General features: G+C 67.8%; 14 protein-coding genes. 10 read left to right on the top strand and 4 right to left on the bottom strand.

Annotation, left to right across the window (positions count from 1 at the left end; all coding sequences use genetic code 11):
• Positions 1–121: 121 nt before the first annotated feature.
• Entirely contained in the window at positions 122–1,162 is a 1,041-nt protein-coding gene (locus ACLP25_RS05875; protein WP_442468293.1) for an AlbA family DNA-binding domain-containing protein, read from the top strand.
• Between the two features lie 691 nt (positions 1,163–1,853).
• Entirely contained in the window at positions 1,854–2,696 is an 843-nt protein-coding gene (gene thiM / locus ACLP25_RS05870) for a hydroxyethylthiazole kinase (RefSeq protein ID WP_442468292.1), read from the top strand.
• Here thiM and ACLP25_RS05865 read toward each other — a convergent pair.
• Positions 2,660–2,827 carry a hypothetical protein gene (locus ACLP25_RS05865; protein WP_442468291.1) on the bottom strand — a complete coding sequence of 56 codons (168 nt, stop codon included), beginning with the start codon at positions 2,825–2,827 and terminating at the stop codon, positions 2,660–2,662. The two genes, thiM and ACLP25_RS05865, sit on opposite strands and share 37 nt — an antisense overlap.
• On the bottom strand, positions 2,824–3,423 hold the full coding sequence (locus ACLP25_RS05860) for an MBL fold metallo-hydrolase (protein WP_442468290.1): 600 nt from the start codon (positions 3,421–3,423) through the stop codon (positions 2,824–2,826). Before ACLP25_RS05860 ends, ACLP25_RS05865 begins: the two co-directional genes overlap by 4 nt.
• A gap of 128 nt (positions 3,424–3,551) precedes the next feature.
• On the opposite strand from ACLP25_RS05860, the gene ACLP25_RS05855 reads away from it, so the two are divergent.
• From ACLP25_RS05855 to ACLP25_RS05845, 3 genes are all read left to right on the top strand, one after another.
• Positions 3,552–3,746 (top strand): hypothetical protein, encoded by a 195-nt coding sequence (locus ACLP25_RS05855; RefSeq protein WP_442468289.1) that lies wholly within the window; start codon positions 3,552–3,554, stop codon positions 3,744–3,746.
• A 301-nt stretch (positions 3,747–4,047) separates the two neighbouring features.
• On the top strand, positions 4,048–4,761 hold the full coding sequence (locus tag ACLP25_RS05850; protein WP_442468295.1) for a carbonic anhydrase: 714 nt from the start codon (positions 4,048–4,050) through the stop codon (positions 4,759–4,761).
• Between the two features lie 54 nt (positions 4,762–4,815).
• On the top strand, positions 4,816–5,367 hold the full coding sequence (locus tag ACLP25_RS05845; protein WP_442468288.1) for a 3'-5' exonuclease: 552 nt from the start codon (positions 4,816–4,818) through the stop codon (positions 5,365–5,367).
• 35 nt (positions 5,368–5,402) lie between these two features.
• Here ACLP25_RS05845 and ACLP25_RS05840 read toward each other — a convergent pair whose 3' ends face one another.
• Both ACLP25_RS05840 and ACLP25_RS05835 read right to left on the bottom strand, forming a co-directional pair.
• Complete coding sequence (locus tag ACLP25_RS05840; protein WP_442468287.1) at positions 5,403–6,290, bottom strand: SDR family oxidoreductase; 888 nt, start codon at positions 6,288–6,290, stop codon at positions 5,403–5,405.
• 30 nt (positions 6,291–6,320) lie between these two features.
• Positions 6,321–7,214 carry an SDR family oxidoreductase gene (locus tag ACLP25_RS05835; RefSeq protein WP_442468286.1) on the bottom strand — a complete coding sequence of 298 codons (894 nt, stop codon included), beginning with the start codon at positions 7,212–7,214 and terminating at the stop codon, positions 6,321–6,323.
• A gap of 91 nt (positions 7,215–7,305) precedes the next feature.
• On the opposite strand from ACLP25_RS05835, the gene ACLP25_RS05830 reads away from it, so the two are divergent.
• From ACLP25_RS05830 to ACLP25_RS05810, 5 genes are all read left to right on the top strand, one after another.
• Positions 7,306–8,142 carry a helix-turn-helix transcriptional regulator gene (locus ACLP25_RS05830; protein ID WP_442468285.1) on the top strand — a complete coding sequence of 279 codons (837 nt, stop codon included), beginning with the start codon at positions 7,306–7,308 and terminating at the stop codon, positions 8,140–8,142.
• Between the two features lie 265 nt (positions 8,143–8,407).
• Positions 8,408–9,373 (top strand): ImuA family protein, encoded by a 966-nt coding sequence (locus ACLP25_RS05825; RefSeq protein ID WP_442468284.1) that lies wholly within the window; start codon positions 8,408–8,410, stop codon positions 9,371–9,373.
• Complete coding sequence (locus ACLP25_RS05820; protein ID WP_442468283.1) at positions 9,297–10,916, top strand: Y-family DNA polymerase; 1,620 nt, start codon at positions 9,297–9,299, stop codon at positions 10,914–10,916. The genes ACLP25_RS05825 and ACLP25_RS05820 overlap by 77 nt, the downstream gene beginning before the upstream one ends.
• A 105-nt stretch (positions 10,917–11,021) precedes the next feature.
• Positions 11,022–11,201, top strand: a complete 180-nt coding sequence (locus ACLP25_RS05815; protein ID WP_442468282.1) for a DUF3309 family protein — start codon at positions 11,022–11,024, stop codon at positions 11,199–11,201.
• A 337-nt stretch (positions 11,202–11,538) separates the two neighbouring features.
• Positions 11,539–13,074: PHP domain-containing protein (locus tag ACLP25_RS05810; protein ID WP_442468294.1), on the top strand; the 1,536-nt coding region annotated here is incomplete at its 3' end.

Genomic DNA, 13,074 nt, shown 5'->3' with positions numbered 1-13,074 from the left:
GGCCGGTGAGCCCAAGGAGACGAAGAGTCGCGCTTCATGCCCTTGAGAATGCGCGATTCTCGCCCTCACGCCAAAACCAAACTGCCGTTTCTAGGTTGATTACAAGATAGAGACCATTGGCTTGTCGGACGGGGACAGCAAGGAATTTCTCTACGACGTAAGCTCCTTCGCCAACGCGCGCGGCGGATATCTTGTCTTCGGGATGGAAGAAGTGAACGGGCTACCGACGAAACTTGTAGGGCTACCGAAGATCGACCCCGATAGGGAGATTCTTCGTCTCGAACAGATTGCTCGCGACGGAATACGGCCGCCGATAACCGGGCTTCAGACTGCGGCGGTCAAGCTGTCAACGGGCAACCGCGCCATCGTCATGCGAATTCCGAAAAGCTGGAATCCTCCGCACCAAGTCACATTTCAGAAGGCGTTTCGGTTCTATTCACGCGATAGTAACGGTAAATATCAAATTGATGTCGATGAGCTGAGATCAATCTTCGTCTTGTCCACATCGGCCGCCGAGTCGATGAGGCTCTTTCGCATCGACAGGATAGGCAAAGTCATTAGCGGGAACACCCCTGTCAAACTGGATGCGGGTGCAAAGGTGATTGTTCATCTGTTGCCGCTTTCGGCGTTTACTGCGCCGCAGCAAATCGATGTTCAGCACCTTTGGGGCAATCACGCGCCACTCGTGGGCGTTCTGGGGGGTGGAGGCTCGCCGACGATGAATCTTGACGGCGTACTTCTCGCGTCGCTAAACAGGCCCGCAGCCCGCTACGCCCAGGTATTTCGCAACGGCTGCGTTGAAGTCGTAACGGGATTTTCCGGCGAGGCCAATAGCCTAAACAGCCTGCCTTGCCCCGCGTTCGAAACTGCGTTCATCGAGCATCTTTACAGGGGAAAGCAGCTTTTTGGAAGTGTTGGGGTGTCACCACCCGTCGCCGTTATGTTCACAATGATCGGCGTCGAGGGGTGGAACATCGCAACGAAGTGGGGGTCGTCCGCTGCCCAATTCGACCGCGATCCGGTGATAATTCCCGAGCTTGTCATCGATACGTTTGATGGCATCGTTCAGAACGAAATAAAGCCGGTTCTCGACATGGTTTGGAATGCCGCGGGTTCGGTCGGATCGCCCAACTACGACCAAAATAGCCAATACAGACGCTAGCGCGGCCAAAGGCCGCTTACCTTCCCATTTGTGCCGGCCGCGGTCGCTATCTGCTACGTCCGCAATACGTCGATACGCGACGTTCAATCGCTCCAAACGAATGGTCGCAACGGGTCGACTCCGGTCCTGCGATCCGCGATCCAAGAGGCGCCTCGTGTTCGGTTCCGGTTCGAACCCCTGGTCGGCTTGATTTTCTGTTTTGGCGGCAAGGGGCTAACTCTCCATTCGCGGCGAGGGCGACAGCGCGATTTCGTGATTGCGGAAAAGCAGAAAGCGCGGTATGATCTGATCATGCGAAGATCACACACGGCGCGTTGGAATTCGAGGGCTTCCGGGACGGGACGCGGCTCACCTCAGGGATGGGCCGCAGGATAAATAAAAATCGTGCGGCTTCGCGCGTAACCCATTGAAAATGCGCATTCCGGACGAGAGAATCCAAGGAATTCCAAGACAATCCAAACGTGATTTCGGCGGGTTTTTGCGGAGCTACGGGCCACGGCTGCGGAGGCCCAAGAAAATCCAAATGTCATTGGCGGGGCAGGCGGTTCGGTCTCGATCCGGGTCTTCGGCATCGCCGGTCGAGAGGTGACGCCGCCATGCAAGGCTTCGGCCGACGACGCCCTCTTTCGCCGGGCGCGAAGACCGTCCATGTTCGCGCCAATCGTCCCTGAGACAAGGATGCGAGCCGCCCATGACCGTTTCCTCCTCCCGCGCCCCGACCCTCGACGCCGTCGTCGCCGCCCACGCGGCGTTGCGCGCCAAGCATCCGCTGGTTCAGGCGCTGACCAACGCCGTCTCGACCAACTTCGTCGCCAACGTGCTGCTCGCGGCCGGCGCGGTGCCGGCGATGGTCGACAATCCGGAGGAGGCCGCGCTCTTTGCCGGCATTGCCGATGCGGTGCTGATCAACCTTGGCACGCCGACCGCGGCGCAGGTCGAGTCGATGCGCCTTGCCGCCGCCGCGGCTGAGAAGGCGGGGAAGCCCTGGGTGCTGGATCCGATCGCGGCCGGCGGCCTGCCGTGGCGGGGCGCGGTCGCGGCGGAACTCTTGCAATTCAGGCCGGCGATCGTGCGCGGCAACGCGTCCGAGATCATCGGCCTCGCCGGACTTGGAGGCGGGGGGCGCGGGGTCGATTCGTCGGCCGATCCGGCCGCGGCGGTTCCGGCCGCCGCCGATCTCCTCGCCCATGCGGCGGCGGTCTCGGCGTCGGGTCCGGTCGATCACGCGGTCGGGCGGGTCGGCGGGGCTGTCGTGCTCGTCAGGATCGGCGGCGGCAGCGCGTTCCTGACGCGGGTCACGGCGACCGGCTGCGCGCTCGGCGCGCTCGCGGCGGCCTATGCCTCGGTCGCCCCGGATCCCTTGACCGGCCTCGTCGCGGCGCATGTCCATTTCGCCGTCGCCGCGGAACTGGCCGAGGCGGGCGCCAAGGGGCCGGGCAGCTTCGCCGTCGCCTTCGTCGACGCGCTGGACGCGGTCGACGAAGTTTTGCTCAGGCGTCACGCGAAGATCGAGCCGGCGGTCGCGGTCGGCTGAGCGCTCAGGCGACAGGCGGCGAACTCGGACGGGTCGTGCGATGAGATGAGTTTCACCTCGTCGCCGTGACGGGTCGCAAGCTCGCGCAGTCGCTTCTGGTTGGCGAAGCGCGCGCGTTTGTCGACATTCACCAGCGACTCGAACGCCCGGATTCCGACCGGCGCGACGCCGCCCTCGGGCGCGACCTCGGCATGAGCAGCACGTCGTCGCGCGTCCCCGGCAGCGCCCGTACGCACGTGAACCCGAACCAGTCGTCGCCGCCGACCTCGATCGGGTCCCAACGGGCGACCTCATCGAGCTGGACGCGGCGATAGCGCTCGCGCTCCCGCCACGTGGGGTTTTTGGCGGCGCGCAGTTCGACGGCGTGGACATGCACCGTCGCCGCGGGAAAGTCGGCGAGGCCGCCGGCGTGGTCGAAGTCGAGGTGGGTCGGCACGATGTGGCGGACGTCGTCGATGCGGAAGCCGAGGTCGGCGATCTGACGCAGCGCCGTCTCGGCGACCTGGAGCCGCGGCCGCGCGAGCGCGTTGAAGAGGACTCCCAGCCGCCCGGGATCGGCGACGTCCTCCACGCCGAGCCCGCTGTCGACGAGGATGAACCCGTCCTCGCCCTCAATCAGCAGGCAGTGGCAGCACATCGGCGCGACCGCCCAGGGGCCGCCTTTTCCGCCGAAGAGCCCCCCGCCGCGCGGGCATAGGGTCCCGCAGTTGAGATGGTAAACTTTCATTAGCGCGTTCTTTATCCGAGAGCCGCTCCGGGTCCTAGCGCGGGGCCGCATGTTTGCGCGCGCCATGGGAACGATCCCTGCGTTCGGCGGTTTCACGTTCGGGGGCGCGAGCATGAAAAGGACAAATCATGGCCAAGGAATCGCACACCAAGGCAGCAGAGCATCACGAAACCGCCGCCAAGAGCCATCGGACTGCGGCGGAGCATCATAGTCGTGGCGAGCACGGCAAGGGCCTCGAGGAATCGAGCAAGGCCCACGGCCATTCCAAAACCGCCCACGAGCATACCGAGAAGGCGCATGGCGAGAGCCAGCGCGCAAAGTAAAGAGCCAAAGCCGGCCGGGGCCGCAAGTTCGCGGCCCCGTTCCACTTTCTAAGCCAGCAGCGGCGGGAGAGGGGCTTGCGATCGAGCCGCTGCTGGAGCTTCGAGCGATCCGATCTGTCCAGATCGGGATTGGGCATCATAATCCTCTAAGTCCATAAGGGCGGGCGTCCCGTCGTCGCATGTCGCTGCGGCGGGGGACGATGCGCCTGTTCAACGCTGAGGCGCTCCGCCGTCTGGCGCGCGTCATGCTGCGCTGGTAGCGTCGCGTCGGCCAAAAAATGGGAGGGTGGTGGTGTGCGAGATGTGTGAGGGAAACGCGGTCGGGCGGCGCGATCTCTTGAGATTCGGGGCGGGGGTTTTCGCCGCCGCGGCCTTCGCCGCCGCGATGCGGCCGGCTTATGCGGCGGAGGGCGCGCCGACATCGCTGACCTCCGACCAAGCGCTCGCCGAGCTCAAGGCGGGCAACGAGCGCTACATGAGCCACCCTGAGGTCTGCTCGCTTGACCTCGCCAAGCAGCGCGAGCAGGTCGCGGGCCATCAGGCGCCCTGGGCGACCATCATCGCCTGCTCCGACAGCCGCGTTCCGCCCGAGTTGGTCTTCGGCGGCCACGGCCTGGGCGAGCTGTTCGTCGCCCGCAACGCCGGCAATCTCGTCGACACCGCGACGCTCGGCACGGTTGAATATGGCGCGGCCGTGCTCGGCTCGCCGCTGATCGTCGTGCTGGCGCATACGAACTGCGGCGCGGTCAAGGCGGCCTGCGACGTGGTGCTCAAGAACGCGACCTACCCCGGCGCGATCGGCACAATGATCGAGCCCATCCTGCCGGCCGCGCTCGCCGTGCGCGGCGAATCGGGCGATTACGTCAACAATACCGCGAAAAGAAGCGCGCTTCGCACGGCCGAGCGGCTGCCGGCTGCGAGCACGCTGATCTCGGGCCTTGTCAAGGACGGCAAGCTGAAGATCGTCGCCGGGATCTACGACTTGCAGAGCGGCGCCGTGACCTATCTGAGCTGACCGGTCCTCGCCCGCCCTGTAAGCTTGCGGCGAGCGAATCGGACGGGGCGACAGATGGACAGGCAGGGGGGCGCCTCAGCGCGGCGCCGCGCGGAGCAGGCGAGCGATCCGGGCTCTCTCGCGGATTTCGTGGCGATCGACTTCGAGACGGCGACCTATCGCGCCGACAGCGCCTGCTCGGTCGGGCTCGTCAAGATCGCGGGCGGCCGGATCGTCGAGACCGCCGTCCATCTGATCCGGCCGCCGACGCGGGAATTCCGCTTCACCTTCATTCACGGTCTGACATGGAAGCATGTGGCGGAAGCCGATGACTTCGGGACATTGTGGCCGAAGATTTCCGTCCTTCTCGATGGCGCCACGTTTCTCGCCGCCCACAACGCATCGTTCGACCGCAACGTGCTGAACGCCTGCTGCGCCGCCTACGGGCTGAGCGCGCCGGCGCTGCCGTTCCGGTGCACGGTGCAACTGGCGCGCCGGACCTGGGCCATATACCCGACCAAGCTGCCCGACGTCTGCCGGGAACTCGGCATCGCCCTCAACCACCACGAGGCCCTGTCAGACGCGCTCGCCTGCGCCGCGATCGTGCTGGCCGCGGCGACGAATTAGGGCAGATCGCTGCCCCGTACAGGCGACCAAGCCGGTCAGCCGCAGAAATAGTACGGCTGGTCGAGGTCGGCGATCAGGCCGGGCTCCGTCGGGCGCCATCCCAGCCATTCCCGTGTCAGCGCGCTGGACGAAGGCGTGTCGACCCCGGCGAACATCGCGAACCAGCCGAAATGCTCCGCCGCCTTCTCGGGCGTCACGCTGACGACCGGGATATCGAGCCGTTTGCCGATGGTCGCGGCGATGGCCCTGAACGGCACGCCCTCCTCGGCGATCGCATGATAGCGTCTCCCGGACTCTCCATTCTCAAGGGCGAGGCGGTAGGCGCGCGCGGCGTCGAGCCGGTGCACGGCCGGCCAGCGGTTGAGCCCGTCGCCGACATAGGCCGACGAGCCCTTTTCGCGCGCGATGGCGACGAGACGCGGCACGAAACCGTGGTCGCCCTCACCGTGCACGGTCGGCGGCAGGCGCACCGCCATGGCGCGGACTCCGAGAGGCGCGAAGGCGAGCGCGGCCTCCTCGGAGACGCGGGGAAATCCGCCCGGCGGCCGCACCATCTCTTCCGTCGAGACCTGCCCGGGACGAAGGAGCGCCACGCCCGAGGTGGCGATGAACGGCCGCTCGGAGTTGGCGAGGGTTTCACCGATCGCTTCGATGGCGCGCTGGTCGATGGCGCTGCTCTCCACGATATTCGCAAAGTCGTGGATGAAAGCGCAGTGGATCACGCCGTCGGACCCGGCCGCGCCGCGCCTGAGGCTGTCGAGATCATCGAGCGAGCCGCGATGGACCTCGGCGCCGGCGGCCTCGAGTTTGTCGGCCGCGGCGTCCGAACGCGCGAGGCCGACGACCGAATGCGGGGCGCCGATCAATTCCGCGACGACGGCCGAGCCGACAAAGCCGGTGGCGCCGGTGACAAAGATGCGCATGGGTCTCTCCTACCTGTCTTGTCGCGCCGTTCAGCCGGCGAAATAGCCGGGCTGATCGATGTCGGCGATGAGCCCGGGCTCCTTCGGCGCCCAGCCGAGAAGGGCGCGCGTGCGCGCGCTCGACGTCGGCGCGTCCCAGCCGGCGAAGCCCCCGAACCAGCCGAAGTGGCTCGGAGCCTCATCGGGCGCTACACTCACGACCGGGACGTTCAACAGTCGGCCGATCGCCGACGCGATGTCGCGGAACGGAATGCCTTCGTCGGCGATGGCGTGGAAGGGTCCGCCGACAGCCCCACGCTCGATCGCAAGGCGATAGACGCGCGCCGCGTCGAAACGGTGGACGGCGGGCCAGCGGTTGAGCCCTTCGCCGACATAGGCGGAGACGCCCTTCTCGCGGGCGATGGCGTGGAGCATGGGAACGAAACCGTGCTCGCCGAGGCCGTGCACCGTGGGAGGAAGGCGGACGGTCGCCGCCCTGAGCCCGCGCTTGGCGAGTGCGACGGCTGTCTCCTCGGAGGCGCGCGGATAGGCGTCGGAAGCCGGAACGGCCGGGTCTTCCTCCGTGGCGATCGATCCCGCCGCCTTGATCATGACGCCCGAGGTGACGAGCAGCGAGCGATCGGAGCCCGCGAGCGCTTCGCCAAAGGCTTCGATCGCGCGCCTGTCGATCGCGCAGTTCTCGGCGAATTTGGAGAAGTCGTGAATGAAGCCGCAATGGATGACGCCGTCGGCCTGAGTCGCGCCGCGCTTGAGGCTTTCGAGATCCTCGAGCGAGCCGCGATGGACCTCGGCGCCCGCGGCGGCGATTTTTTCGGCGTTGGCGTCCGAGCGGGCGAGGCCGAGGACCGAATGGCCGGCGCCGATCAGCTCCGCAACGACGGCCGAGCCGATGAAGCCGCTCGCGCCAGTGACGAATATACGCATGAAGCCGTCTCCAGGGTTGGACGGCCTCATGATGCGCTGCTATTCTATCCCGGTAAATGTGTGATCTTATAGAGGTATAATGACTAACAGGATGAGCGCGGCGGCCGTCGACGCCAATCCGCTCGGCGCCTATCTGAGGGACCGTCGGGAAAAGCTCGATCCCGCCGCGCTTGGCTTCGCCCTCACGCGGCGCCGCACGCCGGGCCTCAGGCGCGAGGAGGTGGCGCAGCGCGCGGGCGTGAGCGCGACTTGGTACACTTGGCTCGAGCAAGGCCGGGGCGGCGCGCCTTCGGCCGACGCGCTCGACCGGCTTTCCGGCGCGCTGATGCTGACCGAGGTCGAGCGCGAGCATCTTTTTTTGATCGCGCTCGGCCGCCCGCCCGAAGTGCGTTACCAGGCGGTCGAAGGGGTCACGCCGCGGCTGCAGCGGGTGCTCGACGCGCTGCCCTTGAGTCCGGCCCTCATCAAGACGGCGATGTGGGACATCGTCGCCTGGAACCGCGCCGCGGAGGCGGTGCTGACCGACTATGGCGCGCTCGAGGCCCATCAGCGCAACGTCCTGCGCATGATGTTCTGCGAGCCCAGGGTGCGCGAGCGGCAGTTCGACTGGGAGAGCGTCGCCCGCTTCGTGGTCGCGGCGTTCCGGGCCGACGCGGCGCGCGCCGGCGCCGTCGAGGCGGTGAAGGCGCTGGTGGACGAGCTTTCCCGCGCAAGCCCCGACTTCGAGCGGCTGTGGCGCGACAACGACGTCCAGAGCCACGGCGGAGGGGCGAAAACGATGCGCGACCCGCTGGGCGGCACGCTCTCGATGGACTATTCCGCCTTCGCCGTCGACGGCCGGCCGGACCTGGCCATGGTGATCTATAACCCGGCGACCCCGGAGGACGCCGAGCGGATGAGAGCGCTGATCGCGGCTCGGGAGGGTTGAGGGCCTGCTGGGCGGCGCCGCAGGCCTGCTTGTAGGACGGGCTCGCTGAGCCCGCCGATGCGGTCGGCGACCTAGAGCATACACGCATCGCGTAGCGCGGCGGCCACGTCGGCTCGCCGTCGTCAAGCGCCGTTCCGGTGCTCCTTCGCTTTCGCTGCGGCCCTCCGGGTGACGACGCCTATCCGACGCGGGCTCCCCTTGACTCCTTCCCCATATCGGCTCAAAACAAGAACAAAGTGAGTACGAAAACGGACGTGGAAACCGAATGTCGCCGAGCGGCAGGGCGGAGGCGGCGCGTTTGCGCCGCGTCATCGCCGAAATCGAAGCGAAAGCGGGCTTTTCGCCCGCCGCCGAGGCGCGGCACCCTCGGCGCGCGCCGCTCGCGCGCGCCTTCGATTTCGCGCTCGGCGGCGGCCTTTCCGAGGACGGCCTGCATGAGATCGCCCCGGCCGCGCCTGCCGACGGGCCGACGGCGATGGCTTTCGCGCTCGCGCTCGCGGCGCGCTTTCTCGACCGCCGGCCGGCCTCGGCGCTGCTGATCGGCGAAAGCTTTGCGAGCCTCGAGGCGGGCGCGCTCTATGGGCCGGGCCTCGTCGCCCACGGGCTGCCGCTCCACCGCCTCGTGTTCGTCTCCGCTCCCGACGCCGCCTCCGCCTTCTGGGCGATGGAGGAGGCGCTGAAATGCGGCGCCCCCGCTGCGGTGGTGGCCGAGATCTGGAACCTAAAGAGCTACGGACTGATGGCCTCCCGCCGCCTCCTGATGGCCGCGCGAAAGGGCGGGACGCCGGCGCTTCTCGTGCTGGCGAGCGCCTACGGCCAGGCGGAAAAACTTTCCACCGCCGCCGTGACGCGCTTCGAGATCGCCGCCGCGCCGAGCACGAAAAGCCCGGCGGCGGCGGGACGCGACCTGCCAGGGCCGTTCGCCTGCACGGCGCGGCTCGTGAAGGCGCGCGCGACGGGGGAGGCGATTGGAGACGCGGTCGATAGCCCGTCGACAGACGGGCGTTCTTCCGAACGCCCCATAGCCCGTCGACAGACGGGCGTCCTTCCGGACGCCCTATTGGACCGCGTCGGCCGCGATCAGCGATCGCGGCGCCAGACGCATGACCCAGCCCGGGCGGTGCGGCTCGAATGGCGGTACGAGGAGAGGACTTTTGACGACCCGGCGATTTCTCTCGCTCTGGCTGCCTCGTCTGGCGACCGACCGCGCGCGGCGTCTGAGCGCCGTTGATCGGACCCTGCCGCTTGCGGCGGTCGCCAGGATCAGCAAGGCCGAGCGCCTTGTCTGTGTCGACGCCGCCGCGGCGCGGCTCGGCCTGACCGTCGGCCTGTCGCTTGCGGATGCGCGCGCGCGTCATCCCGCCCTCGTCGTCGTCGAGGCGAATCCGATGGAGGAACGGCGGCTCCTCGAGCGGATTTGCGACTGGGGCTCGCGCTACACGCCGCTCGCGGCGCTCGATCGTCCCGACGGTTTGATGCTCGACATTTCCGGCGTCGCGCATCTCTTTGGGGGCGAGGCGGGGCTCGTCGAGGACGCCCAAGCGCGCCTCGCCGCGCAGGGGATCACCGTGCTCGCCGGCGTCGCGGACAACCCGCGCGCGGCTTTTGCGCTCGCCCGCTTCTCGGGGCAGAAGATCGCGCCGGAAGCCTTAAGCGAAAAAGCCTTCGCCAAACTCTTCCACGACCTGCCGCTCGCAGCCCTTGGCCTCGACGAGAAAACCGTCGCCGACATGGCGCGGGCCGGCCTGAGGCGCATCGGCGACGTCGCGTTGCGTCCGCGCGCGCCGATCACGGCGCGGTTCGGGGCGCTGCCGGTCGCGCGTCTCGATGAGCTCAAAGGCCTTCAGCGCGTCTCGATCGCGCCGCGCTTCGCCCCACCGGATTTTCTCGCCGAGCGGCGGTTCGCCTCGCCCATCCAGACGGTCGAGGCGATCGAGGTCTCCTTGCAGAAGCTCGCCGACGACCTCGTCGTGCTGCTCGAGCGGCAGGCGAAGGGAGCGCGGCGGGTCGAGCTTTCCCTCTATCGCGTCGACGGCGCCGTGCGCCGCATTGCGGTCGGCGCCTCGCGGCCGCTCAACGAAGCCCGGGCGATCGTGCGGCTCTTCGCCGAAAAGCTCGCGAGCCCTCACGAGGACGCGATCGACGCCGGCTTCGGCGTCGACCTCATGCGCCTTGCGTGTCTGACCGCCGAGCCGCTCGCGCCGTCTCAAAGCCAGATCGAGCGCGCGCACGAGGCCGAACGCGCCCGTGCGCTCGCCGACCTCATCGATCGCTTGAGCGCGCGACTGGGGGCGCACGCGGTGACGCGGCGCGGCCTCGTCGAGGCGCACCTGCCCGAGCTCGCCGAGGCGGCGGCGCCGGCGATTTTTGATGAGACGCGCAGGCGCGGGGAGGGGAGTGCGCCCCTTCTCCCTCAGGGAGAAGGGGTCGCGCGACCCCCGGACTTGATCCGGGGGGCGACCGAGGAGGACGAGCAACGCGCTCCCGCGCGGCCCCTGCGGCTCTTCGTCCGCCCCGAGCCGATCGATGCGCTGGCGGAGGTGCCCGACGGGCCGCCTTTGCGCTTCCGCTGGCGGCGCGTGCTGCATGACGTCGCCGCCATCGAGGGCCCCGAGCGTATCGCGCCGCCCTGGTGGCGCCGCGAGGGCGGCCCGACGCGCGACTATTTCCGCGCCGAGGATTCTCAAGGCCGCCGCTTCTGGCTCTACCGCGAAGGCCTCTGGGGCCGCGAGACGAGCCGCGCGAAATGGTTCGTGCACGGGGTGTTCGGCTGATCCCTTCTCGCGTCTCGGTCCGCCCGAAGGAACGCCAGCGCCGAGACCTGCGTTCTTGAGGCGGCGACGCGAAGTCGCCAGGGGCGCAGAAGGAGACATAAGCCCGTGACGACGATCCTGATCATCCTGCTCATCATCATCCTCCTCGGCGGCGGGGGCGGCTACTACGGTTACCGAGGCTACGGCGGCCCCGGGCTCGGAGGCGCGCTTGGCCTCGTGGTCATTGTCCTGGTCGTATTGTGGCTTCTGGGGGTCTTTGCCGGCGGCGTTCATACGGGAGTGTAACGACCTCTTTGGACGAACGGCCTTCGACGGCTCGCCCCGGGAAGGAGCGTCGGAATGATGACTGAAGCTTCTCAACTCGTCCTGGCTGGCGCGTTGGTCGTGGCCGCGCTCGCGGTCGCCATCGCTACGCTGTAGCGATCATAGGAGCGCTCGCGCCATGAGCGAGGCGTAGCGCCTCAAGACACGACGGCCCGCGTCTTGACTCTGCCTGCCTTTCGATCCAAAACGGGAACAAAAATTGAACAGGCGCAGTCCAGACCGGCTGTCGCCTTTCCTCGCGTGCAACAGGCAGGGGTCCGTGATCCGGCTTGAGCCCCGTTTCGCCGAGCTCTCGGCGATGACGAACTTTTCCTTCCTGCGCGGGGCTTCGCATCCGGAGGAGATGGTCGCGCGGGCGGCGCAGCTGGGGCTCGCAGGTCTCGGAATCGCCGATCGCAACACGCTCGCCGGCGTCGTGCGCGCGCATGTGTTCGCGCGCGAGAACCGGACGGCGATGGAAGGCATGCGGGTCGTTCCCGGCGCGCGGCTTTCCTTCGACGACGGAACGCCGGACCTCGTCGCCTATCCGAGGGACCGCGCGGCCTACGGCCGCCTCTGCCGCATCCTCACCGCAGGCAACCTGCGCGCGCCGAAGGGCGAGTGCTGGCTTCGCCTCGATGATCTGCTGGAGCATGGCGAAGGGCTGCAGGTGGTGGCGATGCCACATTCCACGCAGAGCGAAAGCCAAGTCCTGAAACGTCTCCGCGACGCCTTCGGCCCGCGCCTCTGGATCGGCGCGAGCCTGACTTACGGCGAGGACATGCGCGGGGCGTTGGCGAAGCGCATGGGCCTGGCCAGGAAACTGGACGCGCCGCTTCTCGCTGCCAACGACGCGCTCATGCACGCGCCCGAGCGGCGCCCGCTCGCCGACATCGTCGCCTGCATCCGCGAAGGCGTGACGCTGGAGGCCGCCGGAAAGCTCACGCAGGCCAACGCCGAGCGGCATCTCAAAAGCCCGCGCGAGATGGCGCGCCTGTTCGCCGAGGCGCCGGAGGCGGTCGAAGCGACAATCCGCTTTCTCGACGGACTCGCCTTCAGCCTCGACGAACTGGCGCACCGCTATCCCGAAGAGCTGCGCGAAGGCTACGCGACGCCGCAGGCCGCGCTCGAAGCCTTCGCGTTCGAGGGCGCCAAGGCGCGCTACCCTGAAGGCGTTCCGGAGCGCGTGCGCGAGGCGCTGGCCCACGAGCTTGTGCTGATCGCCACGCTTGACTACGCGCCCTATTTCCTCACCGTGCACGACATCGTGCGCTTCGCGCGCTCGCGCGGCATTTTGTGCCAGGGCCGCGGCTCGGCCGCCAATTCGGCCGTCTGCTTCTGCCTCGGGATCACCGAGGTCGATCCGGCGCGCTTCGATCTGTTGTTCGAGCGCTTCGTCTCGCCCGAGCGCAACGAGCCGCCGGACATCGACGTCGATTTCGAGCACGAGCGGCGCGAGGAGGTGATCCAGTACATCTATCAGCGCTACGGCCGCGAGCGCGCCGGCCTCGCCGCGGCGGTGACCACCTACCGCACCCGCTCGGCGATCCGCGAAACGGCCAAGGTCTTCGGCCTCTCCGACGACGTGATCACGGCGCTGAACGGCACGGCCTGGGGACACGGGACGATGCCGATCGACGGGACCTGCGTTCGCGCCGCCGGCCTCGACCCGTCCGATCCGTCGCTCGCGCTCGCGCTGAAAATGGCGGGCGAGCTCGCCGGCTTTCCGCGCCACCTCACTCAGCACAGCGGCGGCTTCGTCATCACCCGCGACCGGCTGGACGAGATCGCGCCGATCATGAATGCGGCGATGGAGGACCGCACCACCATCGAATGGGACAAGGACGATCTCGAC

The organism is Roseiarcus sp. (assembly GCF_052145395.1).
In the GTDB taxonomy this organism is placed as follows: domain Bacteria; phylum Pseudomonadota; class Alphaproteobacteria; order Rhizobiales; family Beijerinckiaceae; genus Roseiarcus.
This window is presented reverse-complemented; position numbering and strand designations above follow the sequence as displayed.

Excerpts from the sequence above, each read along its gene's own strand:
- thiM (WP_442468292.1), top strand. The coding sequence starts at position 1,854 with ATGACCGTTTCCTCCTCCCGCGCCCCGACCCTCGACGCCGTCGTCGCC.
- ACLP25_RS05860 (WP_442468290.1), bottom strand. The coding sequence starts at position 3,423 with ATGAAAGTTTACCATCTCAACTGCGGGACCCTATGCCCGCGCGGCGGG.
- ACLP25_RS05855 (WP_442468289.1), top strand. The coding sequence starts at position 3,552 with ATGGCCAAGGAATCGCACACCAAGGCAGCAGAGCATCACGAAACCGCC.
- ACLP25_RS05850 (WP_442468295.1), top strand. The coding sequence starts at position 4,048 with ATGTGTGAGGGAAACGCGGTCGGGCGGCGCGATCTCTTGAGATTCGGG.
- ACLP25_RS05845 (WP_442468288.1), top strand. The coding sequence starts at position 4,816 with ATGGACAGGCAGGGGGGCGCCTCAGCGCGGCGCCGCGCGGAGCAGGCG.
- ACLP25_RS05840 (WP_442468287.1), bottom strand. The coding sequence starts at position 6,290 with ATGCGCATCTTTGTCACCGGCGCCACCGGCTTTGTCGGCTCGGCCGTC.
- ACLP25_RS05835 (WP_442468286.1), bottom strand. The coding sequence starts at position 7,214 with ATGCGTATATTCGTCACTGGCGCGAGCGGCTTCATCGGCTCGGCCGTC.
- ACLP25_RS05830 (WP_442468285.1), top strand. The coding sequence starts at position 7,306 with ATGAGCGCGGCGGCCGTCGACGCCAATCCGCTCGGCGCCTATCTGAGG.
- ACLP25_RS05825 (WP_442468284.1), top strand. The coding sequence starts at position 8,408 with ATGTCGCCGAGCGGCAGGGCGGAGGCGGCGCGTTTGCGCCGCGTCATC.